Source organism: Streptomyces sp. NPDC026673 (assembly GCF_040638135.1).
In the GTDB taxonomy this organism is placed as follows: domain Bacteria; phylum Actinomycetota; class Actinomycetes; order Streptomycetales; family Streptomycetaceae; genus Actinacidiphila.
This window is the reverse complement of the sequence record NZ_JBEZXR010000121.1, coordinates 1-16,180: the sequence shown is the minus strand read 5'-3', so window position 1 is coordinate 16,180 and position 16,180 is coordinate 1. Positions and strand designations below refer to the sequence as shown.

Sequence of the window (16,180 nt, the reverse complement as noted above, 5' to 3'; positions counted from 1 at the left end):
CCGAGAGCCGCCTGGTTCCACTGCATCAGGACAGTGTTGGCAGCGTCCTGGGACGAAGCGGGATTGAGGACTGAGTGCCGGGTCTTCCTCGGGGAGGGCATCGCGGGGCCCGTCCTGCCGCGGCCCGGGGAGACCCGGAGAGACCCGGATATCCCGCGGAGACCCCTCCCCGGATACATAAGGCAGTGATATAAATTCCTTATGCATCTTCCCGACGACGACCCGGACCACGGCCACGCCGTCGATGTGGCGAGGGCCCTGGAACGGCTCTACCGCATGCTGCGCAGGCTCAGCCAGCCGAGCGAGCTGTCGCTGACCACCGTGGCGACGCTGTCCACGCTGGAGCAGTCCGGACCGCTGCGGCTGACCGAACTGGCGACCCTCGAAGGGGTCACACAACCCGCGATGACGCAGGTCGTCTCACGGCTGGCGGAGGCGGGACTGGCCGCGCGCGCGGCGGACCCGGCGGACGGGCGCGTGGTGCTCGTCCACATCACCGACGAAGGGCGGGCGGCGATCGCCCGGCGCCGCGCGGTGCGGGCCGAACGGCTCGGGGAGCTGCTGGAACAGCTGAGCCCGGACGAGCGGGCGGCCCTCGTGGCCGCGCTGCCGGCCGTGGAGGCACTGACCCGGCTGGGGCCGCCCCCCGCCGGATCGCGCCTCGCCCAGCGGAGCAATTGATCAGGCATCGGTTCTACATCGGAGCTGCTTCATGACCGCGCACGCGCCATCGTCCCGTTCCGTGAATCCGTTCAAACAGCCGAAGGCCGTGTTCGCGGTCGCCTTCGCCTGTGTGGTCTCGTTCATGGGGATCGGGCTGGTCGACCCGATCCTGCCCGCGATATCGGACCAACTCGACGCCACTCCCAGCCAGGTGACCCTGCTGTTCACCAGTTACCTGGTGGTCACCGCGCTCGCCATGCTGATCACCAACTGGGTCTCCAGCCGGATCGGCGCCAAGCGGACGCTGATCGCGGGCCTCGCCCTGATCGTGGTCTTCGCCGCGCTGGCCGGGGCCTCGGGGAGCATCGGCGGCATCGTCGGCTTCCGCGCGGGCTGGGGCATCGGGAACGCGCTGTTCATCGCCACCTCCCTGGCCGTGATCGTGGCGTCGGCGAGCGGCGGCTTCGCGGGCGCGATCATCCTCTACGAGACCGCGCTGGGCGTCGGCATCGCCGTGGGCCCGCTGCTCGGCGGCGTGCTGGGAGAAGTGAGCTGGCGGGGCCCGTTCTTCGGCGTCGCCGCCCTGATGGCGATCGCCCTGATCGCCACCGTCGTCCTCGTGGAGCCGTTGCCGCTGCCGGCCCGGAGGACCGGGCTCACCGAACCGCTGCGCGCCCTGCGCCACCGCGGCCTGCTGACGATGTCGCTCACGGCGCTCTGCTACAACTGGGCGTTCTTCACCGTGCTCGGCTACGCGCCCTTCCCGATGGGGCTCGGCGCGATCCAGCTCGGTCTGGTCTTCACCGGCTGGGGCGCGCTCGTGGCGGTCTTCGCGGTCTTCGGCGCGCCGCGGCTGCAGGCCAGGCTGGGCATCGCGCGGACGCTCTACGCAAACTTCGCGCTGTTCGCGCTCACCGTGCTGACCATCGCGATCTGGACGAACCACCGGACGGTACTGATCGTCAGCGTGATCGTCGCCGGCGTCTTCATCGGCGTAACCAACACGGTGACCACCCAGGCGGTCATGACCATCGCGCCCGTGGACCGCGCCGTCGCCTCCGCCGCGTACGGCTTCGTCCGCTTCATCGGCGGCGGTCTGGCGCCGTTCGCAGCGGGCAAGCTGGTCGAGGCCTTCGGTATCCACGTGCCGTTCTACATCGGCGCCGGCGCGCTCGTGCTGGGCATCGCGATCCTGTCCACCGCCCACGGCCTGCTGAACGATGCGGAGAGGGTCCAGGCCGAGCAGGTCGCCACCGGCTCGGAGCCCACCGCCTCCGGCTCGGGCCCCGGCCCCGCCCCGTCCCTGGTGCCGGTCGAGCACGACGCCGTCGTGCCCGGCGACGCCGCCGACGGCGCGATCGTCGCCGCGGTGGACGGCTCCCCGGACGCCGAGCGGGTCACCGAGGCGGCGGCGCGCCTCGCGGCGATCAACGGCCGTACCGTGCACGTCGTCCACGTCGAGGAGTCCGCCGTCGCCGGTGACGCGGCGGCCGTCACGGAGGATCCGGAGGCCGCCCGCACCGCCGTCCGCAAGCATCTGGACCGGCTCGCCGCCCTCGGCGTCCCGGCGGCCGGGCACGTGCTGCGGAACGCCACCGGCCACGGGGAGGCGGGCCGGATGGTCGCCGAGCACGCGGAGCGCACCCGGGCGCGCGCCATCGTCGTCGGGGCGCCGATCCACGGCGGGCTCTCCGCGCTGATGGACGCCGGCGCCGGCCGGGCGCTGATGCGGTACGCGACCTGCGATGTCGTACTGATCAACCCGCGCTCCGCGGACCTGGGGGCCGCGGCCTGAGCCCACGGCGGAAGATCACGGTGACCGCGCCATCGAAATCCGCACAAACCCGACGTATGGTGGCCAGACGGTGCCATGTGCCGGGGGACCGCGGTCACCGTGACTCCCCACGATCGTGACGGCGCGCCGGAGGCGGCCATGGCCGATCCCAAGGGCTTTCTCACCACCCCCCGCCGCACCCCCGCGCGCCGCCCGGTCTGCGAACGTGTCGAGGACTGGCACGAGGTCTACACCGGCCAGAGCCTGCTGCCCATCATCTCCGCGCAGGCCGGCCGGTGCATGGACTGCGGCATCCCGTTCTGCCACGACGCCTGCCCGCTGGGGAACATGATCCCCGACTGGAACGACCTGGTGTACCGCGAGGACTGGGCCGCCGCCTCGGAGCGGCTGCACGCCACCAACAACTTCCCCGAGTTCACCGGCCGGCTGTGTCCGGCGCCCTGCGAGAGCGCCTGCGTCCTGACCATCAACGCGGACCCCGTCACGATCAAGAACGTGGAGGTCGCCATCGCGGACCGCGCGTGGGCGGAGGGCTTCGTCGTCCCCCGCCCCCCGGAACGGCTCTCCGGCCGCACGGTCGCGGTGATCGGCTCGGGCCCCGCCGGGCTCGCCGCCGCACAGCAGCTCACCCGGGTCGGGCACACCGTGACGGTGTACGAGCGGGCGGACCGGCTCGGCGGGCTCCTGCGCTACGGCATACCGGAGTTCAAGATGGAGAAGCGCCATTTGGACCGCCGGCTGGCCCAGATGCGCGCGGAGGGCACGCTCTTCCGCACCGGCACGGAGGTGGGCGCCGACCTCGACGCGGACCTGGTGGTCGCCGAGCACGACGCGGTGCTGCTGGCGGTGGGCGCCACGGCCTGGCGCGAGCTGCCGGTGCCGGGGCGGGAACTGGCGGGCATCCACCAGGCGATGGAGTATCTGCCGCTGGCGAACCGGGTGCGCGAGGGAGACCTGGCCGAATCGCCGGTCAGCGCCCAGGGCAAGGACGTCGTGATCGTCGGCGGCGGTGACACCGGCGCCGACTGCCTGGGCACCGTCCTGCGGCAGCACGCGGCCTCCGTCGTGCAGCTCGACATCAACCCCCTGCCCGGCGAGTGCCGCCCCGAGCACGAGCCGTGGCCGGTGTACCCGCGGGTCTTCCGGGTCTCCCCCGCCCACGAGGAGGCGCGTGAGCTGGCCCGGCGCGGTGTCTGGGACCCGGCGGAGCACGGAGGGGTGCCGCTGCCCGGCCCGGAGGGGGACATACGGGTGTTCTCCGCGTCCACGTTCCGCTTCGAGGGCGACGACGAGGGGCACGTACGCTCGCTGCACCTCGTCGGCGTGGAGCCGCAGCGCCGCCGTCCGCAGCAGGGCACCGAGCGGGTGATCCCGGCGCAGTTGGTGCTGCTCGCCCTGGGGTTCTCGGGCGTGGAGCGCGACTCGGGACTCGTGGCCCAGCTCGGTGTCGCGCTGGACGCGCGCGGCCACGTCGTCCGCGACGCCGACTTCGCCACGGGGGTGGAGAAGGTCTTCGTCGCGGGCGACGCCGGCCGCGGTCAGTCGCTGATCGTCTGGGCGATCGCCGAGGGCCGCTCGGCGGCCGCCGCCGTGGACCGGTGGCTCACCGGCGACACGTGCCTGCCCGCGCCGATCACGCCGACGGCCCGGCCGCTGGTGGTGTGACGGCGGCGGAGCGGGGGCGCTGCTCGAAGCCGGCGGAGCGGTAGCTCGCGTCGATCAGGCGCATCGTCTCGACGGCGTCGTCGGCGTCCGTGGGAAGCGGGGCGCCGTCGCGCACGCTCGCCGCGAAGGCCTCCAGCTGGTAGTGGTACGACGAGCGCTTGCCGAGCTCCTCGACCCGCTCGCCGTCCGGCGTGCTGACCACGACCCGGTCGTCCAGGTGCGGCAGCACGAAGGACGGCGCGGTGGCCTCGCCCCGGCTGCCGACGATGCGGCAGCTCATCTCCATGACGTCGGCGTCCATGTGGCAGCGGGCGGAGGCGGTGGCGCCGCCCGGGTAGACGAGGTCGGCGTCCAGCCACTCGTCGACGCCCGGCTTGCCGGCGCGCTCCCCGCCGCGCGCCGCCACCAGGCTGGGGGCGCCGCCGCCCCAGGCCGCGAGGGCGCGCACCGCGTGCAGGGAGTAGCAGCCCAGGTCCATGACGGCGCCACCGGCCAGCGGCAGCGACCAGCGCGGGTCGTCGTCCGCGGGGGCGGGGATGTTCACCACGGTCTCCACGTGCCGCAGCTCACCGAGTTCACCGGACTCCAGCAGCTCGTGCAGGCGCCGGGTGACCGGGTGGTAGAGGTAGTGGAACGCCTCCATGACGACGACGCCCGCCTTGGCGGCCGCGTCGCGGACCTCGATCGCCTCCTCGAGGTTGCTCGCGAAGGGCTTCTCGCTCAGCACGTGCTTGCCCGCCGCGATGGCGGCGAGGTTCCAGGGGCCGTGCAGACCGTTGGCGAGCGGGTTGTAGACCGCCTCGACCTCGGGGTCGGACAGGACGTCGGCGTACGAGTCCCGTACGCGCTCGACGCCGTGCTCCGCCGCGAAGTCGGCGGCACGCGAGCGGTCGCGGGCGGCGACGGCGACCAGCCGGTGACCGGTCGAGTGGGCGGGCGCGGCGATGGCGGCGCCGGCGATGCGTGCCGCGCCCAGCACGCCGATGCGCAGCGGTTCCGTGGTCATGCGGTGCGTACCTCTTCCATGCGTACGGGTCGGTGGTCCCGGAGGGACAACGTGCAGGCCTCGGCGATCCATCCGGCCTCGACCGCGTCTGCGACGGTACACGGCGAAGGCGAACGGCCCGCCACGACCTCGGTGAAGGCGGCCAGCTCAGCGCGGTAGGCGGCGCGGAAGCGGTCGAGGAAGAAGTGGTGCGGCGGGCCCGCGGGGAAGGCGGTGTCCGGTTCGACGGAGCGCAGTGGGAGCCGGTCCTCCAGGCCGACGGCGATGCTGTCCTTCGTGCCGTGCAGCTCCATGCGGACGTCGTAACCGCGCGGGTTGTGGCGGCTGTTGGAGATCAGCACGAGCGTGCCGTCGTCGAGGGTGAGCACCGCGGCCGTGGTGTCGGCGTCCCCGGCGGCGGCGATGTAGTCGGCGCCGCGGTTGCCGCCGGCGGCGTAGACCTCGGCGACCTCGCGCCCGGTCACCCAGCGGACGATGTCGAAGTCGTGGACGGAGCAGTCGCGGAAGATGCCGCCGGAGACCGCGACGTAGGCGGGCGGTGGGGGTTCGGGGTCGAGGGTGGTGGAGCGCACGGTGTGCAGCAGGCCCAGCTCGCCGGACCGCACGGCGGCCCGCGCGGCGGCGAAGCCCTCGTCGAAGCGGCGGTTGTAGCCGATCTGCACGGGGACGCCGCTGTCCTGGACCGCGCGCAGCACCTCGACGCTCTCCTCGATGGTGCGGGCGACCGGCTTCTCGCAGAACACCGGCAACCCCGCCTTGACGGCTTCCAGGATCAGCCGCGGATGGGCGTCGGTCGCGGCGGCGATCACGACGCCGTCGACCCCGGCGGCGAACAGCGCCTCCGGCGAGGGGGCGATCTCCGCCCCGTGGCGGGCGGCGACGGCCGCGGCCGCGGCGGGGACGGGGTCGGTGACGACGAGGGACTCGACGGCCGGTGCCGCGGCCAGGGTCTCGGCGTGGAGGGAGCCGATCCGGCCGAGGCCCAGCAGGCCGATGCGCATGGGGGTGCTCCTTCGGGGTGGGTGGTGGGCGGGGCGGGGCGGGGCGGGGTCAGTCGAGTCCGCCGAGGACGTTCTGGTCCCAGTCGACGACCGAACCGGTGACGACCCCGCTGCGGTCGGAGAGCAGCAGGACGACGAAGTCGGCGATCTCGTCGGCCTGCCCGAGCCGGCCCATCGGCAGCCGTCGCCCGGCCTCCTCGCGCCAGCCGTCGTCGGCGGCGTGGAAGGCGCGCTGTGTGGCGTCCTCGCCCTCGGTGTCGGTCCAGCCGATGTTCAGCCCGTTGATCCGGATCCGGTCCCAGCGGTGGGCGTGGGCGGCGTTGCGGGTGAGGCCCGCGAGACCGGCCTTGGCGGCGACATAGGGGGCGAGGAAGGGCTGCCCGCCGTGCTCGGAGGAGGAGATGACGTTGACGATCGTGCCGGGTGCCCCGCGGGAGACCATGTCGGCGACGGCGGCCTGCATCGCGAAGAAGGGACCGCGCAGATTGATCGCGATGTGCGCGTCGAACAGCTCCGGCGTCGTGTCGAGCAGGGTGCCGCGGGCGGTGAGTCCCGCGGAGTTGACCAGGCAGTCGATCCGCCCATGGGCGGCGACCACGGCCGCCACGGCGCCGCGCGCCTGCGCGGGGTCGGCGACGTCGCAGCGCACGTACGCCGCCTTGGCGCCGGTCGCGGTCAGCTCGGCCGCCAGCGCCTCGCCCGGCTCGGGGCGGCGTCCGGTCACGGTCACCACGGCGCCCTCGCGGGCGGCGGCGCGGGCGACGGCGGCGCCGATGCCCTGGCTGCCGCCGTTCACCAGGACGATCCTGTCCTCCAGCAGTCCCATGCGGCTCTCCTCGGTCGGCTCGATCGTCTTGATCGGCTCGGTGGGCTTGATCGGCTCGGTGGGCTTGATCGGCTGAAGCGGCTTGATCCGCTCCATGGGCCCGGTCGGCGGCCGGCCCTCACCGGCTCCGGCGGCGCGCGGCACCCGCCCGCAGGGCCTCGCGCAGGGCCCGCGGGTCCCACTCCTCCCGCAGCGCACGGCGCACCGTCTCGGCCTGCGAGGGCGGGGCGAGGCCGTCCACGGGCGGGTCGAGGTCCAGGTCGGTGGGGAAGGGATACCCCTCGGCGCAGGCCGCGACGACGGTGTGCAGCGTGGTCTCCCCGGCGCCCGCCGCCTTCAGCCCCAGCAGCTCCGGATAGACGGCGTTCACCATGGCCTCGCGGTCGACCGTCTCCATGGCACGGCCGAAGGCGGAGGAGATCTGCAGCAGGTTGGCCATGCGGCGGATGTCCGCGGAGCGGTTGTGACCGGCGGCGTGGAAGAGCGCGGGGTTGAAGAAGACCGCATCGCCCTTGGCGAGGGGCAGTTGGATGTGGTGCTCCTCGAAGTAGGCGCGGAACTCCGGCAGTCGCCACGCCAGGTAGCCGGGCTCGTACTTCTGGGAGTGCGGCAGGTACAGCGTCGGCCCGCTCTCCACGGGCATGTCGCAGTGGGCGACGGCACCCTGCAGGGTGAGCGCCGGGGAGAGCCGGTGGACGTGGGCGGGGTAACGGGCGGCGACCTCGTTGGAGAGGAAGCCGAGGTGGTAGTCGCGGTGCACGGTCTGCGCGGCACCGCCGGGGTTGACCACGTTGATCTGCGAGGTGACCTGGTAGTCCGGTCCGAGCCAGGCGCCGGCGGCCAGGGCCAGCACGTCGTTGGCGTAGTACTCGGCGAAGACCGCCGGGGCGCGGAGCGCGAGCTTCTCCACGGCGTTCCAGACCCGGTCGTTGGCCCCGGGCTTGGCGAAGTGGTCCCCGGCGGCGGTGCCGGCGGCCCGCTGCTCGCGGATGAGGGCGTCGAAGGCGGCGGTGGCCCGGTCCACGACTCCGGGGTCGGGGAAGGCCCGCCGGAGGACGACGATGCCGGGTCCGTCCATGAGGGCGCGGGCCAGTTCGGACCGTACGGCGCGCAGACCCTCGCCGGTGGCGGCGACGGCGCGCAGCCGCTCGCTGTCGTAGAGCGGGACGTTCCGCTCCACGGTCTCGGCGTGGGGGTGCTCGGCGGGGTCGGTGGTCCGCTCGGTCAGGGCCCTCAGGTCGTCGAGGCGGCAGTCGTCCTCGGTCAGCCACATCCGCGGTCCCGCGTCGGTGAGGGACATGGCAGGTCCTTTCGGAAGGCGGGGATTTCCGATAAGTCTAGGAAGCGCGATCCCTCAATCAACCGCAGGAAACCATCAAAAACCCCTCAGGAATCCCCTCCGGATCCCCTTCAGGAAGCCGCAGATGAGCCACCCCTTCCCGATCCGCGAGATCGCCCGTCAGGCGGGGCTGAGCGAGGCCACCGTCGACCGGGTCCTCAACCGGCGCGGCGGGGTCCGCGAGAGCACCGAGCGCGAGGTCCACCAGGCCATCGCCGACCTGCAGCGGCAGCGCTCGCAGATCAGGCTGGGGGGCCGCACCTTCATGATCGACATCGTGATGCAGACCCCGGAGCGCTTCTCCACCGCCGTACGGGGCGCGCTGGAGGCGGAGCTGCCCGCGCTGCGTCCCGCCGTGATGCGCTCGCGCTTCCACTTCCGCGAGTCCGGTCCCGTCGCGGACCTGGTCGCGGCGCTGGACCGGATCGCGGCCCGCGGCTCGCAGGGCGTCATCCTCAAGGCCCCGGACGTTCCCGAGGTCACCGCCGCGGTGAACCGGCTGATCGCCGCCGGGATCCCGGTGGTGACCCTGGTGACCGATCTCCCCGCGAGCGGGCGCCTCGCGTACATCGGCATCGACAACCGGGCGGCGGGCGCCACGGCGGCGTACCTGACCGGGCAGTGGCTCGGCGACCGGCCCGGCAATGTGCTGGTCACCATCAGCCGGGGCTCCTTCCGGGGCGAGGAGGAGCGCGAGATGGGCTTCCGGGCCACCCTGCGCGCCACCGCCCCGCACCGCGAACTGGTGGTGATCACCGACAGCGACGGGCTCGACGACACGCTGCGCGAGCTGGTGGCCGCGGCGCTGCGCCGGGATCCGGGGATACGGGCCGTGTACTCCATCGGCGGCGGCAATCTGGCCACCGTCGAGGCCTTCGACGCGCTCGGCCGGGAGTGCCTGGCATTCGTGGCGCACGACCTGGACCACGACAACACCCGGCTGCTGCGCGCGGGCCGGTTGTCCGCGGTGCTCCACCACGACCTGCGGCAGGACATGCGGCAGGCCTGTCAGGTCGTCATGCAGGCGCACCGGGCGCTGCCCGGCCCGGTGCGCTCCTGGCCGTCCCCGATCCAGGTGATCACGCCGTACAACACCCCGGTGGCGTTCCCCCGCCCCCAGGAGTGAGCCTGGTGAGGTGGGCCGAGCGCCCCGTACCGTGCCCGCGTCCAGCCGACGAGGTGTCCGCCATGAGTCCGAGCATCCGCGACCGGTCCCCGGCCACCGTCGTGGCCGCCCTCGTCAATGCCCCCGAGGTCGCACTCGCGACCGCGTGACGCGTGGCCCGGCCCGTGCGCGCGGCGCTCATCGACATCGACGGGGTGCTCACCGTCTCGTGGCAGCCGCTCCCGGGCGCCGTCGCGGCGATGGAGCGGCTGCGCGCGGCCGGTCTCCCCTTCGCGCTGCTGACCAACACGACCTCCCGTACCCGTGCGGCCATCGCGTCCGCCCTCGCCGGGGCCGGCTTCCCGGTGCGGCCCGAGGACATCCTGACCGCGCCCGCCGTCACCGGCCGGTACCTCGCCGCGCACCATCCGGGGGCCCGGTGCCTGCTGCTCAACAGCGGGGACATCGCGGCGGACCTCGGCGAGGTCGCTCTCGTCGACCCGGACGACGAGGATGCGGACGTGGACGTGGTCGTCGTCGGCGGCGCGGGGCCGGAGTTCACGTACGAGAGGCTCGACGCGGTCTTCCGGCGGCTGCGGCGCGGCGCCCCGCTGGTCGCCATGCACCGCAACCTGTACTGGAGGACCCGGGACGGCCTCCGGCTGGACACCGGCGCCTTCCTGCTCGGCCTGGAGCGCGCGGCGGGCGTGGAGGCGGAGGTCGTGGGCAAGCCGTCGGCGGCCTTCTTCGCCGCGGCGCTGGAACGGCTCGGCGCCTCCGCCCGGGACACGGTGATGGTCGGCGACGACATCGAGGCCGACGTCCTCGCCGCGCAGCGCAACGGCGTCACGGGCGTCCTGGTGCGTACGGGCAAGTATCTGCCCGAGACCCACCGGGCCGCCGACCCCCAGCCCGACCACGTACTGGACTCCTTCGCGGACCTGCCGCGGCTGCTCGGCCTCGACGGCTGAACACCGTTTGGCCAGATCCCTGATCCGGGATACATTCCCGAATGTGAGAGACATCGACCCGGCCTCCGTCGACGCCCGGCTCGCCGTGCGCCTCGCCGAGCTGCGGGACGAACGCGGCTGGTCCCTCGACGAACTCGCCGCGCGGACCGGCATCAGCCGCTCGACGCTCTCCCGGCTGGAGCGCGCCGAGATCAGTCCCACCGCGGCCCTCCTCGGGCGGCTGTGCGCCGCTTACGAGCGCACCATGTCCCGGCTGCTGGCCGAGGTGGAGAGCGGGCGCGAACCCGCGCAACTCGTACGATCCGCCGAGCAGCGCGTCTGGACCGACGCCCCGTCCGGCTTCGAACGGCGCTCGGTCTCGCCCCCGCACCCGGCGCTGCGCGCGGAGATCGTCGAGGGGGTGCTGCGACCGGGCGCGGACATCACGTACGAGGGACCTCCGGTCGCGGGTCTCGAGCACCACGTGTGGGTGCGCGAGGGCGCCCTCCGCGTCACCGTCCAGGGCCACGCCCACGACCTCGCCCCCGGCGACTGCCTCCGCTACCGCCTGTGGGGCACCTCCCGCTTCCACTGCCCCGGCCCCGGCCCCGCCCGGTACGCCGTCGTGCTCGTCCTGCCGTGAAGAACCCCGAGACCGAGAACCCCGAGACCGTCGAGGACGCCGCCGTGCACACGATCGCCCCGCTGTCCGCCGAGGCCCTGCCGACCTGCGCCGACGATCTCGCCGCCCTTCTCGTGGACGCCGTGGAGGGCGGCGCCTCCCTCGGTTTCGTGGCGCCCTTCCACCACGCCGAGGCGGCCGCCTGGTGGCGGACCCGCGCCGGCGCCGTCGCGGATGGCCGGCTCACCGTCTGGGCCGCCCGCGACGCGGCGGGCCTGACCGGCACCGTCAGCCTCGCCCTGGAGGCCAAGCCCAACGGCCGCCACCGCGCGGAGGTCCTCAAGCTCATGGTCCACCGCCGCGCCCGCGGTCACGGCCTCGGCCGCGCCCTCCTCGGGGTCGCCGAGCGGGCCGCGGCGGAGGCGGGGGCGAGCCTGCTGCTGCTCGACACCGAGACGGACAGCCCCGCCGAGCACCTCTACCGCACGGCCGGCTGGACCTCCTACGGCGTCGTCCCCGGCCACGCGGCCAACCCGGAGGGCGAACTGCGGGCGACGACCTTCTACTTCAAGGCGCTCACACCGGACTGAGCGGGTCGCCGTCGGGCAGCGTGAGGAGGCGGTACTCGGAGACCGCGACAAAGCCGAAACGCCGGTACAACGGCTCACCCGCCGGGCTCGCCATGAGCGCGGCCGAACCCATCCCGCGCTCTCGCCCGACCCGCAGCGCGGCCGACGTCAGCGCACCTCCGACACCGCGCCCGCGGTGGGTGGCCGCGACGTGGACCAGGAAGATCCCCGCCACCCCGTGCGCCGCGATCACCACCGTCGTACCGACCACCCGGCCGTCCAGCACCGCGGCGAGGCGGACGATCTCCGCGTTGTCCGCGCGCCGCGCCTCGACCCGGACGAGGTCGGCCTCCAGGCCGGGGGCGACGCCCATCGACGCGCTGTAGGTACGGACCAGGTCGGCGAGCCGGTCCGGGGTCCCGACCTCCTCGATCCGCAGCCCGGGCGGCGGCTCCTCCGGCTCCAGGGCACCGCCGATCGGCCGGACCATCAGCGGCAGGGTGCCCAGCTGCACCGCGCCGAGCCCGGTGAGCGCGGCCGAGGTGCCTTCGGGACTGTCCGGTCCGACCCACCACCACCAGGGGACGTCCGCGAGCCCTGCGCGCGCGGTCGCCACGGCCCGCTCCACCGCCTCCAGGGACCCCACCCGGACCACGCCGTTGAACTGCGGCTGGGCGAGCCCGCTGCGGTAGTGGTCGAGGCCGCCCTCGCCGCGTTCCGCCGAACCCCAGCCCAACAGGTACTGCCGGAAGTTGGCCGTGACCCGTGCCAGGTCCGCGGCGTGCCGCGGGCCGGCCGCGGCGTGGGCGGTCCGGACGGTCGCGCGGGCGACCGTTGCGGGAGCGGCCGCGCCGCCCGATGCGCTCACTCCGGACAACGGGTCTCCTTCGTCTGCGGTCCCGGGGGTGGCCCGCGCGTCTCGCGCCGAACCGCCCCCTGCGAAACAGCTCGTGGGGAAAGGTCGGGGGACGCCGGGGACGTCAGGAACCCTACCGTGTGAACGGTGGCATCCCACTATGCCGGCGGGCACGAGTGCGGGGCTGCCGGAACGACGCCAGGGCCCGGTGGGTGACGGGGCGGCCCCCGGAGCGATGATCGTGGTCGAGGACCTGGTGCGCACCCTCGGCGCCGGGGAGACCGCGGTGCACGCGCTGGGCGGGGTCTCCTTCTCCGTGGCCCGCGGCGAGCTCGTCGCTCTCAAGGGCCGCTCGGGCTCCGGCAGGACCACCCTGCTCAACATCATCGGCGGCCTCGACCGCGCCGACGCCGGACAGGTCACCGCCGACGGCACCGCGCTGAACGGCCTGGCCGAACGCGAACCGCCCGCGCTGCGCCGCGACCGCACGGGCTTCGTCTTCCAGCCCTTCGGCCTGCTGCCCATCGTCACCGCCGCCGGGAACGTCGCCGTCCCCCTCCGCCTGCGCAACACCGCGCGCCGCGAACACGAGGAACGCGTCGTCATCGCCCGCGCCCTGGCCAACCGACCGACCTTCGGGGACATCGCCGTCACACGGGCGTAAATTGGACGGTGAACGGTGCCGCACGGTCCACCAACCTGTGTCATCCTCCGCCCACGCGGAACCACATGCAGGCGACCGTGGCGACGGTACGATCCCACCATGTGCGTCCGTGTCGACGCGGGAACGCGGGGACACGGGAATGCGACAGGACGGCTTGGAGGTGAGGGGAACGCATGGCCTCTGTGACCCGGTCGGCGCAGAACGTCGAGATCACCGCGGAGAGCCTCCAGCGGGAGTTGATCCGCCTCGAGACCCAGAAGCAGGCCCTGGAGAGGGAGCTCGCCGCGGTCGCGGCGCACCTCGGCTCGGTGCAGCGGGCTCTCGGAACCCTTGAAGGCGTCCTCCACGGCGCCGGTTCGCCCGCCGACGCTCCCGGCGCCGCGGCTCCGGGCGCCCCGGCAGCCGCACCCCCGCGGTCGGACTCCGGAACCACACGGCGGGCCGCGCGGCACACCGAATCCGACACCTCGGCCGGCACGACCTACGGCAGGCTCACCGAGCAGATCCTGGACTTCCTCGGTACCGCCGGCGGTGCCGAGGTACGGGCGCGCGACGTCGCCGCGGCCCTCGGACGGGACCGCGACAGCGGCAGCATCAACGCCGTCCGGAGCACCCTCGACCGCCTGGTGGGGGCGGGGCGCATCCAGCGCGCGGGACGGGGCCTCTACCGGGCGCATCCCTCCTAGGCCGTCCTGGGGCCCGCCCTCACGGCGGCGGACGAGGTTCGCCGTTCGGGCGCGCCATGTTGTGCCGCGAGGAGCCGAACGCGGGGTCTCCCGGTGTCATCCCGGTCTCGCTCACCTCGGGCGAGGCGGACGGTGTCGGCGACGTCACCGTGGCGGGACGGGCGCGCGGCAGAGCCGCGCGCACCCGCCGTACTAGTCTGTCTGCCCGAACGTTGGCCTGTACGAAGGAGTCCGGCAGAGGGGCCGGGAATGAGAGGACACATGGTCTCAGCAGTGCACACGACCGAGGATCTCCAGGTCACGGCCGCGGCCCTGCAGGGAGAATTGCAGCGCCTGGAGTTGCAGCGACAGGCTCTCGAAAGGGAGTTGGCAGCGGTTGTCGCGCACCTCGGATCGGTTCGCAGGACTCTCGGCGTGATCGGCCACCTGAAGGGCGCCGCTCTCCCCGCCCCGCCTGACGGCGGTCGCGTCGAGGAAGGGCGGCTCCCCGCCACGGCCGTCGAAGCCGTCGCGGCCATCGAAGCCGGAGCCGTCTCCGCCGCCGGCGCGGCCGGGGAGGCCGGGGCGAGCGAGCAGACCGAAGCCGCGACCGACGACGCCACCGCGGCGGACCGGAACGGTGCGGCCGTGGCAGCCGGCAACTACGGCAGGCTCACCGAGCAGATCCTGGAGTACCTGGCGACCACGGGCGGCGCCGAGGTACGGGCGCGCGAGGTCGCGGCCGCTCTCGGCCGGGACGAGAGCGCCGGCAGCATCAACGCGGTGCGCAGCACGCTCGACCGCCTGGTCGGCGCCTCCCGGGTACGGCGAGCGGGGCGCGGCCTGTACGGAGCCGCCGTCTGACCACGCGGCCCGCACGGCCGCCGCGAACCCGCCTCGGGAAGCGCGTTCCGCTCGTCCCGGCGGTGCTGTCACGATCCGGACGGCTGCCCTGTCGAGAGTGTGCTTGATCGCTCCGCACCGCGGAGGGCGGCCGGAGGAAGGGGGACACCCTGTCCCCCTTCCTCCGGGCCGCCTCCGTCTCGACCGGCTGAACCGTCTGGAAGGGCACCCATGCTCCGGAACACCGACGACGCCCGCGACCTGCAGGTGACCGTCATGTCGCTGGCCGTCGAAGCCGCCTCCCTGGAGGCGCACATCCGTCGCCTCCGCGAGGAGATCGCCACGGTGGACACGCGACTGGACGCGCTGCACGAGTCCCTCCGCAGTCTGCCGGCCCCGGGCACCCCGCCCGTCGAGCCGGGCGACGGCATGAAGAGCGTGACGACCTCGGCAGTGGGCTGACACTGTGACACAGCATGCGGAAAGTGTGAATACCGCCCCCGAAACGACCGCTTGGCCCCGCGTCGCCGACAGCGACGGCCCGCCGCTCGCGCCGGGCACCCACACGATCGCCGTCCCCCACAAGGGGACCCATGTCTCCCAGCGCTACCACGTCGCCGGTACGACGGGCCCGGTGTGCATCGCCCTCTCGGGCGGGCCCGGCATCGGCTGGGAGTACCTTCGCATGCCCCTCCTGGAGCGCGAACTGACGATGGTGTACGTCGAGCCGGTCGGCACCGGCCGCTCCGGGCGACTGCCCGACGCGCGCGACTACAACCTCGCGACCTACACCCACTTCGTCCACGGTGTGGTCGAGCACCTCGCGCAGCCTGGGGTCACCCTGCTCGGTCATTCCCACGGGGGCTTCGTCGCCCAGCAGTACGCGCTCGACCACCCGGAGCGCGTCGCCTCCCTCGTCCTCTACGACTCGTCGCCGGTGACCGGGGAGAGGTTCTGGGCCCGCGCCGTCGCCAACATGGAGCGGTTCGCACGGCGCCATGCGGCGGAGCACCCGGAGGTGGCCGGCTACGTCGAGGCGCTCACCGCGCCGCTCGGCCGACTCGACGACGACACCGCGACCGAGTACCTGCGGATGATCCTGCCGGCGTACCTGTTCGACTACTGGGGGCGCGAGGACGAGTTCGGGCCGGCCCGCGGGTTCCTGCGGATGTACGCGGAACCGTCGCGCGGCGAAGGACCGGCCTACGACGTCCGCGACCGGTTGCCCGCGGTCGCCGCGCCGACGCTGGTCCTGGCCGGGGCGCAGGACTTCATCTGCGGACCGGAATGGGCGCGGATGATCCACGAGCGGATCCCCGGAGCCCGGCTGTCCGTCCTCGAGGAGACCGGCCACTTGGCTCACCTCGAGCGCCCCGAGGACTTCGCCGCCCTGGTCACCGACTTCGTCGCCGGGCGGAATCCCGGTACGGACAAGGAAAGCTGACGCTCCCTCCGCCCTGCGGGCAGGACCGCCGGCGTCGACCCCCCCCCGGGGCGCGGCGGCACGTCGGAACGGGCCGCCCTATGTGGCAGCTGGTGATCCAGAACGGGCAATCCCGGTGCTTGAGCAGACCTTGGCCGATCGCGAACGCGTCCTGGGGCCTGACCACC

The 16,180-nt window shown here is 73.7% G+C and carries 16 protein-coding genes and 1 pseudogene; 12 read left to right on the top strand and 5 right to left on the bottom strand.

All coding sequences use genetic code 11. The features are described from left to right. Positions 1 to 201 precede the first annotated feature (201 nt). The 3 genes from AB0F62_RS40430 to AB0F62_RS40420 all read left to right on the top strand — a co-directional run bounded on the left by AB0F62_RS40430 (position 202) and on the right by AB0F62_RS40420 (position 4,123). Positions 202 to 681 carry a MarR family transcriptional regulator gene (locus tag AB0F62_RS40430; RefSeq protein ID WP_361811156.1) on the top strand — a complete coding sequence of 160 codons (480 nt, stop codon included), beginning with the start codon at positions 202 to 204 and terminating at the stop codon, positions 679 to 681. A gap of 31 nt (positions 682 to 712) precedes the next feature. Then, positions 713 to 2,458: an MFS transporter gene (locus tag AB0F62_RS40425; protein ID WP_361811154.1), complete on the top strand. Its 1,746-nt coding sequence runs from the start codon at positions 713 to 715 to the stop codon at positions 2,456 to 2,458. Between the two features lie 138 nt (positions 2,459 to 2,596). Continuing rightward, a complete protein-coding gene (locus tag AB0F62_RS40420) occupies positions 2,597 to 4,123 on the top strand; it encodes a glutamate synthase subunit beta (RefSeq protein WP_361811152.1) in 1,527 nt (508 codons plus the stop codon). Here AB0F62_RS40420 and AB0F62_RS40415 read toward each other — a convergent pair. The 4 genes from AB0F62_RS40415 to AB0F62_RS40400 form a co-directional block, all read right to left on the bottom strand. Continuing rightward, complete coding sequence (locus AB0F62_RS40415; RefSeq protein ID WP_361811150.1) at positions 4,092 to 5,129, bottom strand: Gfo/Idh/MocA family oxidoreductase; 1,038 nt, start codon at positions 5,127 to 5,129, stop codon at positions 4,092 to 4,094. The two genes, AB0F62_RS40420 and AB0F62_RS40415, sit on opposite strands and share 32 nt — an antisense overlap. After that, a complete protein-coding gene (locus AB0F62_RS40410) occupies positions 5,126 to 6,130 on the bottom strand; it encodes a Gfo/Idh/MocA family oxidoreductase (protein ID WP_361811148.1) in 1,005 nt (334 codons plus the stop codon). Before AB0F62_RS40410 ends, AB0F62_RS40415 begins: the two co-directional genes overlap by 4 nt. Before the next feature lie 49 nt (positions 6,131 to 6,179). Next, entirely contained in the window at positions 6,180 to 6,956 is a 777-nt protein-coding gene (locus AB0F62_RS40405; RefSeq protein ID WP_361811164.1) for an SDR family oxidoreductase, read from the bottom strand. Between the two features lie 118 nt (positions 6,957 to 7,074). Beyond that, the gene (locus AB0F62_RS40400) at positions 7,075 to 8,256 is read right to left on the bottom strand and encodes a phytanoyl-CoA dioxygenase family protein (RefSeq protein ID WP_361811146.1); all 1,182 of its coding nucleotides are present in this window, start codon (positions 8,254 to 8,256) and stop codon (positions 7,075 to 7,077) included. Between the two features lie 124 nt (positions 8,257 to 8,380). Here AB0F62_RS40400 and AB0F62_RS40395 point away from each other — a divergent pair, with 124 nt between their 5' ends. The 4 genes from AB0F62_RS40395 to AB0F62_RS40380 all read left to right on the top strand — a co-directional run bounded on the left by AB0F62_RS40395 (position 8,381) and on the right by AB0F62_RS40380 (position 11,562). Next, positions 8,381 to 9,421, top strand: coding sequence for a LacI family DNA-binding transcriptional regulator (locus tag AB0F62_RS40395; protein ID WP_361811144.1), 1,041 nt, complete (start codon positions 8,381 to 8,383; stop codon positions 9,419 to 9,421). A gap of 164 nt (positions 9,422 to 9,585) precedes the next feature. Further along, entirely contained in the window at positions 9,586 to 10,371 is a 786-nt protein-coding gene (locus tag AB0F62_RS40390) for an HAD-IIA family hydrolase (RefSeq protein WP_361811162.1), read from the top strand. A gap of 43 nt (positions 10,372 to 10,414) precedes the next feature. Continuing rightward, entirely contained in the window at positions 10,415 to 10,993 is a 579-nt protein-coding gene (locus AB0F62_RS40385; RefSeq protein WP_361811142.1) for an XRE family transcriptional regulator, read from the top strand. Between the two features lie 44 nt (positions 10,994 to 11,037). After that, positions 11,038 to 11,562 (top strand): GNAT family N-acetyltransferase, encoded by a 525-nt coding sequence (locus AB0F62_RS40380; protein WP_361811160.1) that lies wholly within the window; start codon positions 11,038 to 11,040, stop codon positions 11,560 to 11,562. Here the strand turns inward: AB0F62_RS40380 and AB0F62_RS40375 are convergent. Continuing rightward, a complete protein-coding gene (locus tag AB0F62_RS40375; protein WP_361811158.1) occupies positions 11,549 to 12,409 on the bottom strand; it encodes a GNAT family N-acetyltransferase in 861 nt (286 codons plus the stop codon). The two genes, AB0F62_RS40380 and AB0F62_RS40375, sit on opposite strands and share 14 nt — an antisense overlap. A 223-nt stretch (positions 12,410 to 12,632) precedes the next feature. Here AB0F62_RS40375 and AB0F62_RS40370 point away from each other — a divergent pair. From AB0F62_RS40370 to AB0F62_RS40350, 5 genes and pseudogenes are all read left to right on the top strand, one after another. Beyond that, positions 12,633 to 12,992: pseudogene (locus AB0F62_RS40370) on the top strand (ATP-binding cassette domain-containing protein); the annotation flags it as partial. 242 nt (positions 12,993 to 13,234) lie between these two features. Next, positions 13,235 to 13,747, top strand: coding sequence for a hypothetical protein (locus tag AB0F62_RS40365; protein WP_361811140.1), 513 nt, complete (start codon positions 13,235 to 13,237; stop codon positions 13,745 to 13,747). 261 nt (positions 13,748 to 14,008) lie between these two features. Continuing rightward, positions 14,009 to 14,590: a hypothetical protein gene (locus tag AB0F62_RS40360; RefSeq protein ID WP_361811138.1), complete on the top strand. Its 582-nt coding sequence runs from the start codon at positions 14,009 to 14,011 to the stop codon at positions 14,588 to 14,590. A gap of 210 nt (positions 14,591 to 14,800) precedes the next feature. After that, positions 14,801 to 15,031: a hypothetical protein gene (locus AB0F62_RS40355; RefSeq protein WP_361811136.1), complete on the top strand. Its 231-nt coding sequence runs from the start codon at positions 14,801 to 14,803 to the stop codon at positions 15,029 to 15,031. A gap of 25 nt (positions 15,032 to 15,056) precedes the next feature. After that, positions 15,057 to 16,013 carry an alpha/beta hydrolase gene (locus AB0F62_RS40350; RefSeq protein WP_361811134.1) on the top strand — a complete coding sequence of 319 codons (957 nt, stop codon included), beginning with the start codon at positions 15,057 to 15,059 and terminating at the stop codon, positions 16,011 to 16,013. The last annotated feature ends 167 nt before the right edge of the window (positions 16,014 to 16,180 follow it).